The sequence below is a fragment of the Acidiphilium iwatense genome, from assembly GCF_021556475.1.
GTDB classification, from domain to species: domain Bacteria; phylum Pseudomonadota; class Alphaproteobacteria; order Acetobacterales; family Acetobacteraceae; genus Acidiphilium; species Acidiphilium iwatense.
Genome location: NZ_JAKGBZ010000001.1, coordinates 234,661 through 253,297, shown reverse-complemented (window position 1 = coordinate 253,297; position 18,637 = coordinate 234,661). Strand labels below are relative to the sequence as shown.

Genomic DNA, 18,637 nt, shown 5'->3' with positions numbered 1-18,637 from the left:
CAGAAGCAGGATGACGACGACGCTGATGACGGTGATGACCAGAAACCGGGTGAACCCGTTCCAGAATGTCTGACTCTCCTGGTCCATATCGTTTGAACCGATCGACACATGGTTCCGAGATTCGGTATCAGCCATCATTATCGCCTTGACCCTTTCGCGCCGCTTCCAGGTTTCCTCACGCCACACGCGTTCGTGACATATTCAAGGATTATTGTTTCCCGCGTTCAAACGCAAGGGTTGATCAGCGAAATCCCGCGATCGGCCGGCACGGCGGCGGCGCCGGTCAGGCTCGCGAGCGCGGCCGGGTAGATGCGGTGTTCCTGCGCCAGAACCCGCGCGGCCAGCGACTGCTCGGTATCGCCGGGCAGCACCGGCACGGCGGCCTGGGCGAGAATCGGGCCGTCATCCACGGTTTCGGTGACCAGATGGACGGTGCAGCCATGGATTTTCGCTCCGGCGGCGAGCGCGCGGGCATGGGTGTCGAGCCCTGGATAGGCTGGCAGCAGCGAGGGGTGGATGTTGAGCATTTTCCCCGCCCAGTTATGCACCAGGAATGGCGTGAGCAGCCGCATATAGCCGGCGAGGCAGACGATCTCGCAGCCGGCATCGCGCAGTGCGGCATCGATCGCCGCCTCGTGCGCAGCACGGTCGGCGCCGAAATCCCGGCCGGGGATCGCCAGCGCCGGCACGCCATGCTGGCGCGCGATGTCGAGCCCGACCGCATCGGCGCGGTTGGAGATCACCAATGCGATGCCGGCCGGGTAATCGGCGGCTTCGGCGGCGCGGATCAGCGCCTGCATGTTCGAGCCGCGCCCCGAGATAAGGATACCGACACGGGTTTTCATGCGAACAAAGCATCCGGCTCGGCGATGCGGACCGAGGCCGCACCCTCGGCCGCCACGATCCTGCCAAGCCGGAGCGGGGCGATGCCCTGGGTTTCGAGAAGTGATGTGGCGGCGTCGGTATCCGCCTCGCGCAGCACGAGAACCATGCCGATGCCGCAATTGAACACGCGGAGCATTTCCGCACCGGCGACGCCGCCGGTGCGGGCGAGCCAGGGGAACACGGGAGGCATCGGCCATGGCGCGTCGAGTTCGGCGGCGCAGCCTTCGGGTAGAACCCTGGGCAGGTTGCCGGGCAGGCCGCCGCCGGTGATGTGGGCGGCGGCGCGCAGCAGACCGGCACGGGTCAGCGCGAGCACCGGGCGGACGTAAAGCGCGGTCGGCGTCATCAGCGCCTGGCCGAGCGAGAGTTCGGGTGCAAACGGCGCCGGCGCGTCGAGCGTCAGGCCGGACAACGCGACGATGCGGCGGACCAGCGAAAATCCGTTGGAATGGATGCCGGAACTCGGCAGGCCGAGCAGGATGTCGCCGGGGGCGACGCCATCGGGCAGCAGCGCGCCGCGCTCCGCCGCACCCACGGCGAAGCCGGCGAGGTCGTACTCGCCATCGCCATACATGCCGGGCATTTCGGCGGTCTCGCCACCGGCGAGCGCGCAGCCAACGATCCGGCAGCCTTCGGCGATTCCGGCGATCACCGCCCCGGCGGCGGCGAGGTCGAGCTTGCCGGTCGCGAAATAGTCCAGGAAAAACAAGGGCTCGGCGCCTTGCACCACCAGATCGTTGACGCACATGGCAACGAGGTCGATGCCGACCGTGTCGTGACTGCCGGTGTCGATCGCGAGGCGCAACTTGGTGCCCACGCCATCGGTGGCGGAAACCAGAATCGGGTCGGCGTACCCCGCCGCGCGCAGGTCGAACAAGGCACCGAACCCGCCCAGGCCGCCGATCGTGCCGGGGCGGGCGGTCGCCTTGGCCAGCGGCTTGATCGCCTCGACCAGCGCGTCGCCCGCCTCGATATCGACCCCGGCCGCCCGATAGGTCGCACCGTTCCCGCCGCCGCTGCTGGTCATGCCCGCCTCCGATGCGCTATGCCGATGCCATGGATCTTCTGGCCACGCCCCCCATAGCCGGCGACCGACCACGAACCCGACCCATGGCGCGTTCGGCGCGGTTATCACCACACCGCCCGGATCGGCGCAACAGGATGAAAGCCGACCGACGATGCCGGATGGTATGAACTACGCGCCGGCAGGACGCCCCGCCTCGCAGGATGTGGTGACGGTGCCGAACATCCTGACCTTCGGGCGCATCTGCGCCGTGCCGGTCGCCGTCTGGCTGGTGCTGCGCGACGATTGCGCGGCGGCAGCCATATTGTTCGTTCTCGCCGGGCTGACCGATGCGGCGGATGGCTGGCTCGCGCGCCGGCGCGGCGTCACAGCGCTGGGAACGCTGCTCGACCCGCTGGCCGACAAGATGCTGCTGACCTCGATGTTCGTCACACTCACCGCCGTCGGGCTGCTGCCGCTCTGGCTCGCCATCATGGTGGTGTTCCGCGATGTGATGATCGTGGGCGGAATCGGCCTCCTGCGGCTGATCGGCAGCGCAGTCGCCATCCGTCCGCTGATCGTCTCCAAGGTCAACACGGTCGCCCAGATCGCTCTGGTGGGCGTGGCTCTTGCCGAAGCCGGTTTCCCCGTGCATCCGCCTTATCTCCGCGCGGCGCTGATCCTGGCGGTCGCGCTGACCACGCTGATCTCGGGGGCGGCCTACGTCATGCGCGGCACCAGACTCGTATGAGCGACCGGTTCGAGGGCGGCCCGCGCTGGCCGCGCATCGCCGCGATCGGGGCGGCGCTTCTGCTGGTCGTGCTGTTCCTGCATCTGTTCTCGCCGATCCTGCTGCCCTTCGTCGCGGCGGCCGGAATCGCCTATTTTCTCGATCCCGCCGTTTCGGCCCTGACAAGGCTCGGACTGCCGCGCTCGCTCGGCTCGGCACTCATGCTGCTCGCGCTGATCGCGGGGGTCGGGTTGTGCGCCCTGCTGCTCTATCCGCTGGTGGCGGCGCAGATCGGGCTGCTGGTCCAGCAATTGCCGGGGATGATTACGAGCCTGCAGAAATTCGTCGCCCACGAGATCAGCAATCTCCAGGCGCGGCTCGGGCCGAATTTCGTCTCCGGCAAACTCCAATCGCTGGTGACCAGCGAGGGCGGCGCCATCATGGGCTTCATCGGCACCGCCGCGCGCCGGGTGGTGGGCACCGGCTTCGCGCTGTTCAACATCCTCACCCTGCTGATCATCACCCCGATCGTCGCCTTCTATCTGCTGCGCGACTGGCCCGGAGTGATGGCGCGGATCGATTCCTGGCTGCCCCGCTCGCATGAAAGCGTGATCCGCAACCTGGCGCAGGAGATCAGCCGGATTCTGAACGCCTGGCTGCGCGGCCAGGCGATCTGCTGCCTGTTCCTCGGCGCGTTCTACGCGATCGCGCTGACCATCGCCGGGCTCAATCTCGGCCTCGTCGTCGGCCTCACAGCCGGGCTGCTCTCGTTCATTCCCTATGTCGGCACCATCGTCGGCGCGGTGTCGTCGATCGTGCTCGCCCTCGGACAGTTCAATGGCATCGACCACGTCATCGTGGTGGGAGTGATTTTCGTCGTCGGCCAGTTGCTGAACGATTACGTGGTCGCGCCGCGCTTCCTCGGCGACCGGCTGGGGCTTTCGGCGGTATGGGTGATTTTCGCCCTGTTCGCGGGCGCCGAGACGTTCGGGTTTCTCGGCGTGATGCTCGCCGTGCCGGTCACCGCCACGCTGGGCGTGCTCGCCCGGTTCTGGCTGAGGCACTATCTGCAAAGCCCGCTCTATCTCGACCCGCCGCGCTCGGGCTCCTAGTGTGGTGGTTCCGAAGTTCCTAGTGCGGCCATGGCGGATCGGGTGATCGCCGAGGCGCGGCAGCTCGCTTTACCGTTCGACGAGCCGGAGAGCTTCGCCGCGGCGGATTTCATCGAGGCGCAATCGAACGCGCAGGCGCGGACCGCACTCGCGGCACCTGAGTCCTGGGTGAACCGACGGCTGGTGCTGTGGGGCGAGGCGGGATGCGGCAAAACCAACCTGGGGCGGCTCTGGGTCGAAGCGCGCGGCGCGATCGTGCTGGAAGCCGCGCGCCTGCGCGAGCCGGTCTCGCCCGAGGGCAGGGATTTATTGATCGAGGATATCGACATCATGGCGGCCCCACTCGCCGTGCTGGCGACGCTCGATCGCGCACTGGCCGCGCAACAATCGGTGCTGCTGACCAGCCGGGTGCCGCCGGCGCGGCTTGCCGTCGAACCGGCGGATCTCGCGAGCCGCTTGCGCGCGAGCCTGACGATCCAGATCGAGCCGGCGGAGGAATCGCTGCTCGAAGCGCTTTTGCTCCGGCTCGCCGCGGCGCGGCAGATGACCCTGACCGCGCCGCTGCGCCAGTTTCTGCTGACCCGCCTGCCGCGCCGGCCCTCCGTGCTGCACGAGGCGGTGGCCCGGCTCGACCGCGCGGCGCTGGCATTGGGAACCGCCCCCTCGCGACGGATGGCCGAACGGCTGCTCGCCGAGCTGGCCGACCCGCCGAATCATGCCGGAGGATCAACGGAACGTCACGAAACCGACATGGCGTCTCTGCTTTAGTCGCGCGGGCTTTCGTGCCAGAATGCGCGCATGGATCTGGCCCTACATCCCGGCGCGCTAGCCCAGCCGATCTCGCGCGAAGACCCGGCCCGCTTCATCAACCGCGAGCTTTCCTGGCTCGATTTCAACCTGCGCGTCGTCGCCGCGGCGGAAAATCCGCGCTACCCGCTGCTCGAACGGCTGCGTTTCGTGTCGATCAGCGCGTCGAATCTCGACGAATTCTATTCGGTCCGTGTCGCCGGGCTGATCGGTCAGGCGCGCGCCGGGCTGGTGCTGCAATCATCCGACGGGCTGACCCCGACCCAGCAGCTCGCCGAAGTCAATCGTTGCGCCCGTTCCCTGATCGAAGCGCAGCAGCGCGCCTTCGCCGATCTGCGGGCCGAGCTGAGTGCGGTTGGACTTACCATCGTCGGCCCCGGCGAACTCGGGCCGGAGGATCGCCGGTTTCTCGACCAGTATTTCATGGAGCGGGTATTTCCGGTGCTCACCCCGCTCGCCATCGACCCGGCGCACCCGTTCCCGTTCGTGCCGAATATGGGGCTTGTGCTCGCGCTCAAGCTGATTCGCGAGGACGATGCCGGGGTGATGCGCGCGCTGATTCCGCTGCCCGCGCAGATCAGGCGGTTCATCCGCCTGCCGGACGCCTCGTCCGCGACGATCCGGTTCATTATGCTCGAAGAGCTCGTCGCCCTGTTCCTCGATCGGCTGTTTCATGGATTCCGCCTCGCCGGTTCCGGCCTGTTCCGGGTCAGCCGCGACACCGATGTCGAATTCGAGGAAGAGGCCGAAGATCTCGTGCAATCCTATGAGACCGCGCTGAAGCGCCGGCGGCGCGGGGCGGCGATCCAGCTCGCCCTGGCCGCCGACATGCCGGACGATTTGCGCGCCCTGGTCGTGGAGGAGGTGGACGCGCCGGACGATGAGATTTTCATCGAGCCAGGGATGCTCGGCCTTGTCGATCTGAAGGAAATGATCGTCGATGACCGGCCAGAGCTTCTGTTCCCCGCCTATACCCCGCGCTTTCCCGAACGAATCCGCGATTTCGGCGGCGACTGCTTCGCCGCCATCCGCAACAAGGACATCATCGTCCATCATCCGTTCGAGAGTTTCGACGTGGTGGTGCAGTTCTTGCGCCAGGCGGCGGCGGACCCCAATGTCGTCGCGATCAAGCAGACCCTGTATCGCACCAGCCGGGATTCGCCGATCGTCGGCGCGCTGATCGAGGCCGCGGAATCGGGCAAAAGCGTCACCGCGATGGTCGAGTTGCGCGCGCGCTTCGACGAGGAGGCCAATATCCGCCTCGCCCGAGCGCTGGAAGCCGCCGGCGTTCAGGTGGTCTATGGATTCCTCGGCCTGAAGACCCATGCGAAACTCTCGCTGGTGGTGCGCCGGGAAGGCAGCTCGATGCGCGCCTATGCACATTTCGGCACCGGCAACTATCACCCGATCACCGCGCGCATCTATACCGATCTTTCGTTCTTCACCACCGATCCCGAACTCACGCGCGACGCCGCACGGCTGTTCAACTACATGACCGGCTATGCGCGGCCCGAACGGATGGAACAGCTCGTTTTCAGCCCGCTGACCACGCGCCGCACCATCGAGACGCTGATCGACGCCGAGATCGCCGCCGCCGAAGCCGGCAGGCCATCCGGCATCTGGCTGAAAATGAATTCTCTGGTCGATGAGCGGTTGATCGATCATCTGTATCGCGCGTCCGGTGCGGGGGTGCCGATCATCTGCGTGGTGCGCGGCATTTGCTGCCTGCGTCCCGGCGTGCCCGGATTGTCGGAAACCATCCAGGTCAAATCGATCATCGGCCGGTTTCTCGAACACGGGCGCATCGCGGCTTTCGCGAACGGCGCCGAAATGCCGTGCCGCGAGAACAAGGTTTTCATTTCGAGTGCGGACTGGATGGCGCGCAATCTCGACTGGCGGGTGGAAACCTTCGTGCCGATCCATAACCCTACCGTCCATGCCCAGGTGCTGGATCAGGTGATGGCGGTCAATCTGCGCGACGATGTCGATTCCTGGGAACTCGGGCCGGATGCGCGCTGGACCAAGATTCGCGCCGGCGATCCGCCGGTTTCGGCGCATGAGTATTTCATGACCAACCCGTCGCTCTCGGGCCGCGGTTCTGCGCTGCGTAGCCCGATCAATCATCATCAGCGCGAGCGGACGCGCTACCGCAAGACCTTCCTGATCAACGAATAACCGGTTTTGGGCCGGAGCGTCCGCCGGACCGCCGCGAGATGGTCGTAGCACACCGCATGGGCACGCCAGAGTTCCGCGATATAGGCGGCGACCTGCGATTGCCGTGTTGCCGCCGGCACGGCGGGCGCATTCGGGCAAATCAGCAATGGTTGCGGAATTTGCGGCTGCACCAGCCTGATTTTGGTGATCGCGACCGGCTTCGCCGCACAGCCGGCCAGCAGGACGCACAATACCAGCGGCCTGAATAAATGGCTCGTTCGATTATTGTCAGGCCGCTGGTATCTCTTTGCTTTTGCGCGCAGCCGCCACACCAGCCCTGCGCACGATACCGTCAGCCCTGCGGGTTGCCGGTATAAGACGATCGCGCGATTCATCGCATTTTTCCTTGAGCCTTGGCGATCGCGGCAAGCGTCGCCGCGAGCACCGGAGCGACCGGCGCGTCGTTCCTGGCGGGAGCGGCGGCGATCCCGTTCAACAATCCGTCGGTGAACCGCGTGTCGCGATTGTCGGTTGTCATCGTCGTGGTCAATGCGGCCCGCCATGCGGCTTCTTCGCTCCGCAAGCGCCGCAGCGTGGCGAGATTCTGCTTGTTGGCAGCACTGAGACGGGCGATCGTGGTTCTGGCAATGACGATATCGGCATTCGCCACGCGCAGCGCGTCCTGCAGATGCCGCACATAGATCACCCCGCCGATCGCGAGCAGGGCGGCAAGAATCCATGGCGCGAACCGGGTCAGATAAGGCAGGATCAAAGCCGGCATCGTCATTCTCCGAGGCGTGATTTCAAGCCCATACCGATCGCCGCGGCGCCGATCGCCGAGCCGAGCCCCATGCCGAACCGATCCGGCTCGAAGGGTTGATGACGCAGGATCACGCTGAACGCTTCCAACCCGATAAAGGTCAGAACACCGAGAATCGAAAGCATCGCCATTTCGTCGGAACGTCCCTTCGAATCGGAGACGAGGCTCAACAGGAACGGTTTCATGCGTGCCGGCCTTTTTGGTTTGATGTCACACCAATTGTCAGAACGCGCGCGGGAAATGCACGGCGATGCTGCCGATCACCGCGGAGAGCAGCCTGACCACGATCATCGTCACCCGATGGCTGCCCGACTGCTCGCCCCGGAACTGGGCAAGCTCGGCATGGAATCGCGACAATTCCTTGACCAGCTCGTCGGATTTTCCGATGAACCGATCCTGCGCCGAGGCAACCTGTAACTCGAACCGGCTGCGCCAGGCTTCCAGCGCCATATGCCGCGCCTCGATCGCCGCGATATCGCGGCGCGCCGAGGCGACCTCGTTCTGCAGCAGCCCGACCTCCGCGCGCAAATCGGCCATGGCTTCGCGCAGCATCGCGATCGTCTCATCCGTCACGGGATCAGGTCGGGCTGGCGGACAAGGTCAGGCCATAGGCGGTGGCTTGCAGCGGCATGTCGATCGCGAAGGCGGAGCCGAGATCATTCGCCATCGACCATCCGGCGGGCGGCGCCAATGATGCAAGATTGTCGGTCACCGCGTTTCCCCTGCCGATCTGGTTGCTGCCGAACGGGTAGTAAAACAAACATTGAGCGGCCGGATTGGCCGGCGCCTGCGCCAGCGTGACCGAAACATGCGTCGCATCGACCCGCGCCGCCGCGACCGCCGCGATCATCGGGCCCGGATTGGCGACCGAACCGCCATCCATCACCGCGAAACCCGCGCCGTTCGCCGCCTGCAACGGCACGACCAGATCACTGCCGGCATCATGCTCGATGGTCAGAATCACCTGAGCGGGCGCCGATTGGTAGGCATGGACGATTTTCGGCCCGCCTGCGACCGGCAGGCCGGCGGCCGGCACATCGCCCGCCGGAATCGAATCCGAAAGCCCCAGCGCCAACGCTGCGCGCGCCGCCATGTGCGAGCCAAGCCTGCCGTAGCGCAGCAGATCGGGCTGGTCGCGGTGCTGCGGGTCGCCACCGGAAAAGACGCCGGTATTCGGATTCCAGGTCGCGTTCAGCGGATTCGAATCCGCCGTCTGCGCCGCGAAGGCGACGATATTCTGGGCCGGATCGAGCGCAAGATCGAGCACGCTCTCGCGCACCATCTGCACGCCGATATCGGTCTCGTAAGGGATCGCGCTCCACATCAGAAGCGGCATTTCGGCGGCAGTTCGTCCGAAAATCCGCCGCGTCAGATTCGCTAACTGCGATACGCTGCCTTTATACAGCGTCTTGTTCGCATAGGGCATGGTGCTGTCCTGCTCGGACCATGGCCAGAGCAGGAACGCGATGTCGTTCTCGTCCGGCGCCGAAACCAGCGCCTGCGCGCCGGACAAGTAGGCTATCAGCGCCTGTCCGTCCGGCCCGAGCGCCCAGGTCGAGGGAGCCGAACCGTCGCCGGGATTGATCAGGAACGTGCCATTGCCGGCACCCGGCGGAAACAGCGGTGCCGAGGAATTGGAAATCGGATGGCCCGCGACCATCGAATAGCGCGGCGGGCTGTTATAATCGCCCGATTGCAGCGCGGTCGAAGCCCACGCGGCTGCCCCGAGATACCAGGCGACGCCCAGCGCCAGCGCCAGCGGCGCGCCGGACTGCACGAACCACTCCGCGTTGGACTGCCCCATCACTAACAAATTGACACCGCGCCGCGCACCCAGCCTCCAGCGACCCTGACAGGCGATGAGTGTCGCGATATCCGAAGCCGCCAGCGCATGGGTCCAGCACGCCGCTTCGTGAAACCAGCATTGCGCGGAACCCTGCACGGTATTGTCGTGAAACAGCAGAACCTGGCCCATGGCGCTGGCCGGCAGCGGATTCGGCGCGGTCGTGACCGTCTGCGCGCCATCGAGCCACACATCCACACCGACGCCCGGCGTATTGCGCAGGATCAAAGCATGGCTATGCCGCCGATCGAGCGTCGCCGCGATGGAGGCGCTCTGTGGCGCACCCGGAAACAGCGTCAGACCGCCGCCCGCCGGCCCCGCCGCCTGCACGATGGTCGTCCCGGTCGCCATCGCGTGCAGCAGCGGCGTCGGTGCGCCGTTCACCTGGATGGTGCCTTGCCGCCAGTTCGGTCTGGTCCACACCAGATAGAGCGTCCACGCCGCGCCGCTGCCGAGATCGAACCCTGGATGCGACAGGCCCCAATCGGGATCGAGCGTCGGGCCGTATTGCGCGATCGTGCCGTCCGGGCTGCCGACCGCGCCGAGAAATCCGTTGACGCGCGGCACGGCGAGCGTGGGGTTCGATGCGGTATCCGTCGCGATATGGAATGGCAAAAGTGCGGTGTTATTGCCGGATTGATCGGCAAGCGCTGCCACCGTGCTGTTCCACGACCCGACGACATTGCCGTTCGCATCGCGCGCACCGCCCAGCGTGCCGGCATCCCACCAGCCGGCGAGCCCGGCGATCGCCGAGGGTCGCGGTCCGCTGAACCCACCCGAAGGCACGCTCGCCGCACCGAGCGAGCGGGTCAGGATTCGCCCGGTCGCACCGGCGAGCGGCGCCCCCCGAGCCACCGACATCACCGCCATGGTCAGGTCACCGTGATGGTGAAGCTGGAGACGGTCGCGGCCGCGCCGGTCCCGGTCTCGACCCAGACATAGTAGGTTCCCGCCGTCGCCGGAATCGTCGCATAGACCGCCCAGAGCGCGTCGTTGTCGATGATCGACGCCGCCTGCCAGCCGCTCGCCGGCGGTGTCGTATTCGAAGTCGAGAGCGCAACCTGGGTCGCGGTGGCCTGCGCAGGGCTGATCCCGCCATTGAGCGCGACCGTGCCCGAACCCGCCGCGAAACTCGTCGTTGCCGGCTGGTTGATCGTGTAGCTCACGCTCGGCGCGGCAATCACCGAAAATGCCGGGCTGACTCCTACCACCGCTGGATTGGTGTGGTCGCGCACCCGAAGCGTATAGGTTCCCACCACAAGTCCCGGCATCTGAAAACTGTAACTGCTTGCCGTGATCGCCGGCGAAGCCGCCGCCGTCCAGGTCATCCCGTCGGTCGAATAGTCGAGCGCCGCAGGGGCCGCATCGAACAGATCGCCGCTCACCGCGAACGCGGCGTTCGGTGCGGGCGATGCGATCGCGTTCACCGTGATCGTCGGCGCAACCGCAGCGGCGCCGCTCCACCACACGATCGAGCCGCCGGAATAGGACAGCGCCGTCAATTCCGCTGCCGCACCGGGCGCCAGGACCGAGCCGCCGGAACCGGAGGTGATGCCGGTGCCCATGGTCACCGCCCCGGCGGACAGATTGATCACCCGGCAGGAAAATCCGCTGCCCATGTTGACGAAATTGGCCGACACGGTGATCGGCTGACTCGCCACGAGAATGCGCTGGTTATGCGTGGTCGCATCCAGCACCGTATTGGTGGTCAGTTCCACGACTCCCTGGCGCAGGGTAGGGATTTTCTGTGCGGCATACGTCCAGATCGCGGCGAAACTCTGGCTCGACAGTGCATTGCCGCCCTGGGCAACCAGCAGCAGATCGGAATCCGCGGCCGGACCCGCCGCCGGCAACTGGTCGATGGTCTGGCCGCCGATCAATTGCTGATAGGTGATCCAGGCATTGGCGCCGTTCTGCCAGATCGCAACATAGTCGCTGCCCGCGATGGTGCTGGCGGCGTTGGCGGAGCCGGGCGCGGTCAGCCCTGCCCCTTGCGGCCCGCTCGGCCCGTTCGCCCCTTGCGGTCCGGCTGGACCAGCCGGTCCCTCGGGCCCCGCGGGACCGGCGATGGCACCCGCCGTCACGCTCAGCGTGCCGTTCGCATCGATCGCGATGCCCGATCCCGCCGCGAACAGGCCGCGCAGTTCCGTCACCGGCAGGCGCGCCGGCTGGCCGGCGGCATTCACGATCACCTCGGTGCTGGCCGAAAACGTGCCCAGCAGCGGGAACGCCAGATGATCGGCCCCGGTGGCGGCAAGCGTCGTCGCTTCCAACACCAGGCCCGCGCCCAATCCGAGCGCTTCCGGCTCACCCGCACCCGCGCTGGCACGGCCCAGAATATCGCCGGTCGGAAGCAAAATCTCGGCCTGCAGCCCGGCGGTGAGCTGGGCGACCGTCGCGGCATACAGATTGCCGTTCTGCGACAGCGGCACGAGATCGCCCGGCCCCACATCCGGGGCAGCTTGCAGTTGCGGAATCGTCGTCATGGTCGGTTTTCCAGTCGCGCCCGCGGGCGCGCATTGTCGTTGACACGTGGAGAGCGGCTCAATACCGTTCGGCCATCATGACCGGATCGGCACCGATGCCCTGGCTGGAAAGTCTCTTCGGATTTCAAGGGCGGCTCGGCCGGTTGCGATTTTTCGGCCTGACCTGCCTGAACGGCATCACGTTCGGACTGATGTTCCTGTTCGGCCTCTACATGATCCATCTGCACAGCCTAACCGTTGGCGGCATTCTGGCCGTCGCCGGCTTCATCCTGACCACCTGGGCCACGCTCGCCCTGCAATGGAAGCGTCTGCACGATCTCGGCCATAGCGGCTGGTATGCGATCGGCATCGTGCTGTTCTCGGATGCGACGCAGATCGTCGCACGCTATCATCGGCTTGCCGCCCTGATTCCCGACCTGATCGTCCTGGCCGCCGGTATCGTTCTTCTGTTCGCTCGCGGCACTGCCGGACCGAATCGCTACGGCCAGGGCCCGAACCTGCTCGCCTGAACAGCTTCACGCGACCACCGCCCAACCAGTACTTCCCGTACTGGTCTGCTTGACCCAGAAGGTCCCTCCCGCGCCACCGTCGAGATTCCGATAGCTCGACCCCGGCGGTGCGCTCACTACCCCCAAAGGCGACCCACGCCCGATCAGGCTCATACAGCCGACGGACTCGGTATCGGAAATCAGCCGCACCGCACCGCCCGAAACGGGATGCAGCATGACATCCCCGCTCTGACTGCGGAACGTGACACTGCCATCGCCATTGGGTGCGACATAGTCCGATTGGATGAACCGCACCGCCTGCCAGGCGCCGGCCTCGCCTTCCCACTCGATCGCCCCACCTGTCGGTACGGTCACGGGCGCGCCGGTCCAGTTCTCCTGCGCCGGTGCGCTACCAGCCGCCGCGAACCCGACGGGGGCGAGGCAATGCACCGCGAGCCGTCGCCCCTGCACCACCGGCAGGCCGACCTGGACCACAGCGGTTGCCCCGGTCCCGTCGCCCGAAATCACCGCCTGCGTGCCCGGCCCGTAACCACTGCCGGCATTCGTGATATAGACGCCGATCACTGCCCCGTTGGCGACGAATGCGCCTGCCGAAGCCCCGCTGCCCGCTCCGGTGATCGCAACCGTCGCACTCGTATAGTTCGACCCTCCATTGGTGACCTTGATGAAGCTGATCTGCCCCGCCATACGCTGCGCGGTCGCGCTGATCATGCTCCCGACCGGGCCGGTGCTCTGCGAGACGGCAACCCGGTCCAACAGATCGGGAAACACCAGCGTATTCACGCCGCCCGAGGCGATCGGATTGACCGGCCAGGATTGCGCGAAATTCACCACATTGTCGCGAATGACGACCGAATCGGTATACGGAACCAGCGCATTCAGCGGATCGCCCGACACCCCGGACAACACGACGTTCTCCGCGACCAGCACCAGTTGCGGCGCATCGCGTAGAACGATCCCCGATCCGCCCGTGTTATAACCGATCCAATTGCCGATGATCGACAGATTATTGCAGGCAATCCCGAAATTGTCGCCGCGCCCGTCGGATTCAACATTGAGGGCAATGATTCCGATTGCGCAATCCTGGATGAAATTGCCGCGCACCGTGCAATTCTGGCTACCTCCGATACCGATCCCGATCGTCGGCCCGTCGATATAGTTTCCCGTCAGATCGACGAAAATCGATCCGCCGGCATCGATGCCGAACCCCCCCGTGCCGGTGATCATGTTATCGGTGATCCGGCAATAGCTCGTATTGGCGAGCATCCCGCCGCCCGCCGGCCCGTTATTGACGATCAGATTGCCGGTGACCAGGATGTTCCGGCCGGAAACCGAAATACCGTAACCGGCATTGCCAAACACGCAGTTATCGGCGACGAGCCCACCTAGCACGTCCGGGTTCGCATTGCCGTAAACGCCCGGCTCGGTATTGGTCGCGTTGAAATTACCGACCGAAATGCCAGTTCCCGGATTGTTCCAGCACGTATTACCGACAACCTGCACATCGCGGATCTTCAGAACGAACGTCGGGTCCTGACTGTCCACGTAAATGCCGTTGCGCCCGTTATGATGCGCCCGGCAATTGGTTACCGCCACGGAATCGGTCGCCGCGACCCACATGCCGTCCACCGCGTTCGCGGTAAATTCGCAGTCATGGATGTGATGCCGCGTCAGCGCCGGATCGCTCGGCGCGATCGCGAGGCCCCAGCCATAGATCGACCCCATCGCGTTGCGAAACAGTGCGCGAGTGATATTGGCACTGGTGCACGACGCCTGAACCACCACCCCCCACGTGTCCTGGGTAACCGAACGATTCGCATCGAAGATGATGCCGTCGGCGCTGAACTGCGCCGCGCTTATGCTGATCCATGCGGGATTCAACGAGGTTCCGCTGCGGCTCTGCGCGCCGCGCGTCAGTACCGTCGATCCCGGCACGCCGATCAGCGTCGCGCTCGCCCCGCCGATATCGCATTCGCCATCGATCCGATAGATTTTCGGACCGAACCGCACCGGATTGCCCGAGGCAAGGGCAGCGAGCAGCGCCGCACTATCGTCGGTCACGCCATCGCCCGCCGCCCCGAAATCCTCGATCGCCACGGCGTTCGCCGCGACCGCGGCGAGGCTGCGCGCGGTCGTCGCGCCGGCGGCCATCGCCTGCAATCCGCTGGCCTGAACGCCGGAAACGCCGGCAATTCCCTGCATGAACGCCGCATAGGGAATCGCCGCGTTAGTGCCGAATTGACCAAGCGGCACGCTATCACCCGCGGCCGGCGCTGCACCCGCCGGTAATCCGGCGATCTCGAACGGCGCCGCGGTGGCCGACAGCGTCGTGCCGCTCAGGTTCAAATTCGCCCCGATGGTGATCGGCGTCGGCGCCGTCACACCAGGCCCCACGCCGCCAAGCACCGTGCCCTGAGGTATGGCGATCGCTTGCTGCATTCCAGCCAGAAGCTGCGCGCGAGTTGCGGCCACGGTCTGGCCCCCCTGGAATATCGGCAGCTCATCGCTGTCGGAAACCGAAGCGGCTTCCGGCAATTGTCCGATCGTTGGCATAATGTCGCCTTCAGTTCGCGGTGATGGGCAGGCCGGACGGGCTGGTGATCGGTGCGCCGCCAAGCGTAGTGATCGCACTCGCCGGCGCTGGCACCGAAGCTAGCGCCACCACGGGAAGCGTAATGCTGCGCGCCAGGCTTCGTCCGCAGACCGTGGTGATGCCGATCGTCACCGTATAGTTGGTGTCCGGTTGCCCCGAACTCAGCCACAGAACCGCTCTCGTGCCGTCCGCCGCCGCCGAGGCGAGCGTCAGATCGCCTGGATTGTTAGGGCTGATCGCGACCTTCAACGTCGCGATCGTATCGCCCGGATTGCCGCTCAGCGCCGGTGCGATCTCGAATACGTAATCCAGCGTGTCGCCGGGGTCCTTCTCGGGCCACGCCAGAGGCTGTGGCGGCAGAAGCGCCAGCCCGCGCGGGGTCGGGATGAATCCCTCGATCTCGATCAGCCGCGCCAGGGAAACCTGCCAGACGTGAGTCGCCGGCGTCACCGTTCCGCTCATGGATTCTGCTCTGTTTTTAATTGCTTAACAGCGGAACGCAACCTTGGCTCGTTCCGCTGCCGCCGCGGATGCGGCGCGCGCCTTATGGCGCGAAGCCAAGCGCGCGGATGCGTGCGCCCGGCGACTGAGGGCAAATCAATATTCGACGACGACGACGCCCGGCGCGCCCGCACCACCCGGACTGCCCACCGGGCTCGAACCGCTCGACGCCCCGCCGCCGCCGCCGCCGCCGCCGAAGCCGATGGCGGCAAATCCGGCCAGCGGCCCGCTCGCCCCGCGTCCACGACCAGCACCGCCGCCATCGCCACCGCGACTCGCCACCGCGATTCCGTCCGATCCCATCGCGCCGCCCTGGATGATTCTGGCACCCTGGCCGATTCCGCCATTGCCGCCGGCCGTCGCGAACAAATTCGCGGTACCGCCCTGACCACCCTCACCGCCGGTTGCCGAAAGATAGGCACCGAAGCTCGATATACCGCCAGCCCCGCCGTTGCCGGGCGAGGTCGTCGGCACACCACCCGCACCCACCGTCACCGGAATCGTCTGACCCGATGTTAATCCGGTCACGATATCGATCGCAGTGCCGCCCTCGCCGCCGCCGGCGCCGGGCAAGGTCACGTGATAGCCGGCCGCACCGCCGCCGCCCACGACCTTCGCTTTCACCTGCATAACCCCTGCCGGCACCACGAAACTGCCCGAGGTCTCGAACACTTGCATCGCAGAAAATCCAGGCCGAAGCTGGGGTAATTTGAACGCAAGGAAAGGCGCGCCCGGTAGCGTCACGATATCCGCACTGGTGATCGCGCTTTGCCCATAATTCACTGTCACCACGTAAAGCCCAACCCAGCCGGTATCGACGGGAGGCGTCGTCTGCGTCCCCGCCGATGCCGCCGCACCCGGCTTGACCTGCAACTGCACGCGCTGAACCCGCGCGGTGTTCTGCGCCCCACCCGAATTGCCCTGCCCGGAATAAGGCAGCGACGGATTCGCCGCGTTCACGTAAGGCAGCACGACAGGAACCGCATCGGTCTCGGAAAATGTCGCTTCGATCAGGTAATTCACCGACTCGCCTGAACTCGCCGGCACCGCGAGCGTAAATGTCACCGGATCGAGATTGATCCCGGTCTTGACGATCTGTTCGGCTTGATCCGCCGGCAGGCTGCCATAGGCGTTGATGTCGAGCGGGCCGAGCTGAGTGATCGAACCGGGCGCCACGGTCACCGTCAACGAGGCAGGAACGGTGGGCGTGCAAGCCAGCCCGTCGGCGACCATCGCGGTGCCGAGCACGGCGGCGTTCAGCGCCCCGATTCCCACCATGACGTTGCGGTTAAGGTTGAGAATGTCGGTGTCGAGCGGAATTGCCCCCGGATAGACGATCGTGCGGTCCATGAATTTTTCCCTGTTGCTCAATCAATTGGAAATCCTGACCCAGGCGACGGCGTTCACCGGCAGAACCGAGACGATGGCGGCGCAGATGTCGGAATCGGTCATCAAGCCGGGATCGTCGGAGAGATCGCTCCAGGCGAGCGGCGCGGCATTGTAGCCGCCAGGCCCCAGATTATACCCGCCGTCATTGCCGGACACCGCGACCACGGGTCGATACGCGGTGACGAAACACTGATACGGCAGCATCAGGCTGCCATAACCGCCGACCGTGTTGTAGCCGAGCATATTCGTGCCGTAGCCGCCGGTATCGGTGGCATTGAACGGCTCGAACACCACAGGCGTGCGTCCAGTCAATTCGGCTAGCGCACCGATCAGTGCCGCCCTGGTCGCGCGCGGCATCAGCAGATTGGCGCGAATCCGTGTGCTGAACGCTTCATCGGTTTCGCCGGCGCGTCGCGCGAGCGCCGTACCGAAATAATCCAGCGCCGCGATATCCAGAAACGGACCGCTCGCCGTCGCAATCCGGGCTTGCGCACGAACCAGTCCGATCAAGGAATATAGCGTCGCCCATAGCGCGGCGAGACCGCCGAGCAACAGATCGAGCACCGGGGTTGCATCGCCGAACCACCTTGCGGGCAGCACCGCTTTCAGCCGCGCCCGCATATCCGCGGCGTCGCCCGTCATCGTGCTCATGGTTCAGGTCACGCTGATCGTGCCGGCGCGCACCACACCGAACAACGGCGGCACCAGATCGGCCACACCGCCATTCAGCAGCGTGCCGGTCACGTTGATCACCGCGCTCGACGCATCATAGGAAAGCTGCGCCAGTTTCGAATGCGGCAGCGTCGCTCCAACTGGCAGACTGGCGATATAGGCGCCGATCACATCGGTCACCGCGCCGATCACGGTCTGCGATACCGCATTTTGAACCAACGTTAGTGTCAACGACACATCCGCGAGCGCCACGACCGGCCCCTGCACCGCGAATCGCGTCCCGACCGGCCGCACCGTATCCACCGCCTGCTGGACCGTGGCAAGCAACGAGGCCGGCGGCGCTCCGGTTCCGTTATCAATGGTGACAACGAAATTGCCGAGGCTCGCCGCGCCCGTCTGGTCGATATTCTCTGAAATTGCAACCGACAATCCCTGCTCCACGCCAGTCACCGCCGCCTCGATCGCTCCCATCGTCGCCCGCGACAGGCTGGCCAGGTAGTTGCCGAACCTCGCCTTGAACGCAGCATCGCTCTCGGCATCGAACCCGCCGGTCAACGGGGTCGCGTTGCTCACCGTGTCGATACCGGGAATCGCACTCGCCATGAGCCCAACAGTCCCCGCCAGCACATTGCCCGCCGCGCCCGCGATGTTTGCTTCAACCGGCAGATCGATCGAGGCAATTCCCGCCGCCAGAGTATAGCCGCCAAGGTTCGCCGAATATGCCGGGTTCGTGGGATCGGCAGTCACCGCAAAACTCTGGCTGCCATCGCTGGTCATCACCACCGCACCCACCGGCACGAAAGCCGACAGCACCGGCGCGAACCGCCCGAAACTCACGATCCCGCCCGCCGTCGCCGCCGGCAGACGGGTAAAACCGAAATCGGCGCCGAAACTGTCGCAATCCGCCCCGCTGCTGGTCGCCAACCGCGTGGTTTGCAGAACCTGGACGATCAGCCATTGCAGCCAAAGCCCGAGCGATGCATTCGCTTCCAGTACCGCACGCAACACCGAGCCGACCGCGAGATCAAGCGTCTGAATCGCGGCACCCTGCACGGCAGCCGCCATCTGCTCCACCATCGCGGTGAAGTTCTGCAACGATAACTGCATGAAAATTCCTCTGAAAGACCGCGGTT

The 18,637-nt window shown here is 65.6% G+C and carries 18 protein-coding genes; 5 read left to right on the top strand and 13 right to left on the bottom strand.

All coding sequences use genetic code 11. The features are described from left to right. Positions 1-224 precede the first annotated feature (224 nt). A complete protein-coding gene (gene purN / locus L2A60_RS01345; protein ID WP_235702563.1) occupies positions 225-845 on the bottom strand; it encodes a phosphoribosylglycinamide formyltransferase in 621 nt (206 codons plus the stop codon). Next, a complete protein-coding gene (gene purM / locus L2A60_RS01340) occupies positions 842-1,912 on the bottom strand; it encodes a phosphoribosylformylglycinamidine cyclo-ligase (protein ID WP_235702562.1) in 1,071 nt (356 codons plus the stop codon). Before purM ends, purN begins: the two co-directional genes overlap by 4 nt. Before the next feature lie 151 nt (positions 1,913-2,063). Between purM and L2A60_RS01335 the strand changes: the two genes are divergently transcribed. From L2A60_RS01335 to L2A60_RS01320, 4 genes are read left to right on the top strand one after another with little or no spacing between them, the layout of a single operon-like run. Further along, a complete protein-coding gene (locus L2A60_RS01335) occupies positions 2,064-2,639 on the top strand; it encodes a CDP-alcohol phosphatidyltransferase family protein (protein WP_235702561.1) in 576 nt (191 codons plus the stop codon). After that, positions 2,636-3,730, top strand: a complete 1,095-nt coding sequence (locus L2A60_RS01330) for an AI-2E family transporter (protein ID WP_235702560.1) — start codon at positions 2,636-2,638, stop codon at positions 3,728-3,730. The genes L2A60_RS01335 and L2A60_RS01330 overlap by 4 nt, the downstream gene beginning before the upstream one ends. Positions 3,731-3,760: 30 nt before the next feature. Next, positions 3,761-4,498 carry a DnaA/Hda family protein gene (locus tag L2A60_RS01325; protein ID WP_235702559.1) on the top strand — a complete coding sequence of 246 codons (738 nt, stop codon included), beginning with the start codon at positions 3,761-3,763 and terminating at the stop codon, positions 4,496-4,498. A 30-nt stretch (positions 4,499-4,528) separates the two neighbouring features. Next, complete coding sequence (locus L2A60_RS01320) at positions 4,529-6,712, top strand: RNA degradosome polyphosphate kinase (RefSeq protein WP_235702558.1); 2,184 nt, start codon at positions 4,529-4,531, stop codon at positions 6,710-6,712. Here L2A60_RS01320 and L2A60_RS01315 read toward each other — a convergent pair. From L2A60_RS01315 to L2A60_RS01290, 6 genes are all read right to left on the bottom strand, one after another. Beyond that, positions 6,682-6,942, bottom strand: coding sequence for a hypothetical protein (locus tag L2A60_RS01315; protein ID WP_235702557.1), 261 nt, complete (start codon positions 6,940-6,942; stop codon positions 6,682-6,684). The two genes, L2A60_RS01320 and L2A60_RS01315, sit on opposite strands and share 31 nt — an antisense overlap. A gap of 140 nt (positions 6,943-7,082) precedes the next feature. Then, on the bottom strand, positions 7,083-7,478 hold the full coding sequence (locus L2A60_RS01310) for a hypothetical protein (RefSeq protein WP_235702556.1): 396 nt from the start codon (positions 7,476-7,478) through the stop codon (positions 7,083-7,085). After that, positions 7,475-7,696, bottom strand: coding sequence for a hypothetical protein (locus L2A60_RS01305; protein ID WP_235702555.1), 222 nt, complete (start codon positions 7,694-7,696; stop codon positions 7,475-7,477). The genes L2A60_RS01310 and L2A60_RS01305 overlap by 4 nt, the downstream gene beginning before the upstream one ends. Before the next feature lie 37 nt (positions 7,697-7,733). Then, positions 7,734-8,084: a hypothetical protein gene (locus tag L2A60_RS01300; protein ID WP_235702554.1), complete on the bottom strand. Its 351-nt coding sequence runs from the start codon at positions 8,082-8,084 to the stop codon at positions 7,734-7,736. Between the two features lie 4 nt (positions 8,085-8,088). After that, entirely contained in the window at positions 8,089-10,224 is a 2,136-nt protein-coding gene (locus tag L2A60_RS01295) for a hypothetical protein (protein ID WP_235702553.1), read from the bottom strand. A 2-nt stretch (positions 10,225-10,226) separates the two neighbouring features. Then, positions 10,227-11,840: a collagen-like protein gene (locus tag L2A60_RS01290; RefSeq protein ID WP_235702552.1), complete on the bottom strand. Its 1,614-nt coding sequence runs from the start codon at positions 11,838-11,840 to the stop codon at positions 10,227-10,229. A 77-nt stretch (positions 11,841-11,917) separates the two neighbouring features. Here L2A60_RS01290 and L2A60_RS01285 point away from each other — a divergent pair, with 77 nt between their 5' ends. Further along, positions 11,918-12,349 carry a DUF805 domain-containing protein gene (locus tag L2A60_RS01285; protein ID WP_235702551.1) on the top strand — a complete coding sequence of 144 codons (432 nt, stop codon included), beginning with the start codon at positions 11,918-11,920 and terminating at the stop codon, positions 12,347-12,349. 6 nt (positions 12,350-12,355) lie between these two features. Here L2A60_RS01285 and L2A60_RS01280 read toward each other — a convergent pair whose 3' ends face one another. From L2A60_RS01280 to L2A60_RS01260, 5 genes are all read right to left on the bottom strand, one after another. Further along, positions 12,356-14,902, bottom strand: a complete 2,547-nt coding sequence (locus tag L2A60_RS01280; RefSeq protein WP_235702550.1) for a right-handed parallel beta-helix repeat-containing protein — start codon at positions 14,900-14,902, stop codon at positions 12,356-12,358. Between the two features lie 10 nt (positions 14,903-14,912). Next, positions 14,913-15,404 (bottom strand): phage fiber-tail adaptor protein, encoded by a 492-nt coding sequence (locus tag L2A60_RS01275; RefSeq protein WP_235702549.1) that lies wholly within the window; start codon positions 15,402-15,404, stop codon positions 14,913-14,915. A gap of 135 nt (positions 15,405-15,539) precedes the next feature. Further along, positions 15,540-16,793: a glycine-rich domain-containing protein gene (locus L2A60_RS01270; RefSeq protein ID WP_235702548.1), complete on the bottom strand. Its 1,254-nt coding sequence runs from the start codon at positions 16,791-16,793 to the stop codon at positions 15,540-15,542. A 21-nt stretch (positions 16,794-16,814) separates the two neighbouring features. Beyond that, positions 16,815-17,483 (bottom strand): hypothetical protein, encoded by a 669-nt coding sequence (locus L2A60_RS01265; RefSeq protein WP_235702547.1) that lies wholly within the window; start codon positions 17,481-17,483, stop codon positions 16,815-16,817. A gap of 3 nt (positions 17,484-17,486) precedes the next feature. Next, a complete protein-coding gene (locus tag L2A60_RS01260; RefSeq protein WP_235702546.1) occupies positions 17,487-18,611 on the bottom strand; it encodes a baseplate J/gp47 family protein in 1,125 nt (374 codons plus the stop codon). Positions 18,612-18,637 lie beyond the last annotated feature (26 nt).

Excerpts from the sequence above, each read along its gene's own strand:
- L2A60_RS01285 (WP_235702551.1), top strand. The coding sequence starts at position 11,918 with ATGACCGGATCGGCACCGATGCCCTGGCTGGAAAGTCTCTTCGGATTT.
- L2A60_RS01265 (WP_235702547.1), bottom strand. The coding sequence starts at position 17,483 with ATGAGCACGATGACGGGCGACGCCGCGGATATGCGGGCGCGGCTGAAA.
- L2A60_RS01290 (WP_235702552.1), bottom strand. The coding sequence starts at position 11,840 with ATGACGACGATTCCGCAACTGCAAGCTGCCCCGGATGTGGGGCCGGGC.
- L2A60_RS01305 (WP_235702555.1), bottom strand. The coding sequence starts at position 7,696 with ATGAAACCGTTCCTGTTGAGCCTCGTCTCCGATTCGAAGGGACGTTCC.
- L2A60_RS01330 (WP_235702560.1), top strand. The coding sequence starts at position 2,636 with ATGAGCGACCGGTTCGAGGGCGGCCCGCGCTGGCCGCGCATCGCCGCG.
- purN (WP_235702563.1), bottom strand. The coding sequence starts at position 845 with ATGAAAACCCGTGTCGGTATCCTTATCTCGGGGCGCGGCTCGAACATG.
- L2A60_RS01270 (WP_235702548.1), bottom strand. The coding sequence starts at position 16,793 with ATGGACCGCACGATCGTCTATCCGGGGGCAATTCCGCTCGACACCGAC.
- L2A60_RS01320 (WP_235702558.1), top strand. The coding sequence starts at position 4,529 with ATGGATCTGGCCCTACATCCCGGCGCGCTAGCCCAGCCGATCTCGCGC.
- L2A60_RS01275 (WP_235702549.1), bottom strand. The coding sequence starts at position 15,404 with ATGAGCGGAACGGTGACGCCGGCGACTCACGTCTGGCAGGTTTCCCTG.
- L2A60_RS01295 (WP_235702553.1), bottom strand. The coding sequence starts at position 10,224 with ATGGCGGTGATGTCGGTGGCTCGGGGGGCGCCGCTCGCCGGTGCGACC.
- L2A60_RS01280 (WP_235702550.1), bottom strand. The coding sequence starts at position 14,902 with ATGCCAACGATCGGACAATTGCCGGAAGCCGCTTCGGTTTCCGACAGC.
- L2A60_RS01310 (WP_235702556.1), bottom strand. The coding sequence starts at position 7,478 with ATGACGATGCCGGCTTTGATCCTGCCTTATCTGACCCGGTTCGCGCCA.
- purM (WP_235702562.1), bottom strand. The coding sequence starts at position 1,912 with ATGACCAGCAGCGGCGGCGGGAACGGTGCGACCTATCGGGCGGCCGGG.
- L2A60_RS01260 (WP_235702546.1), bottom strand. The coding sequence starts at position 18,611 with ATGCAGTTATCGTTGCAGAACTTCACCGCGATGGTGGAGCAGATGGCG.
- L2A60_RS01325 (WP_235702559.1), top strand. The coding sequence starts at position 3,761 with ATGGCGGATCGGGTGATCGCCGAGGCGCGGCAGCTCGCTTTACCGTTC.
- L2A60_RS01335 (WP_235702561.1), top strand. The coding sequence starts at position 2,064 with ATGCCGGATGGTATGAACTACGCGCCGGCAGGACGCCCCGCCTCGCAG.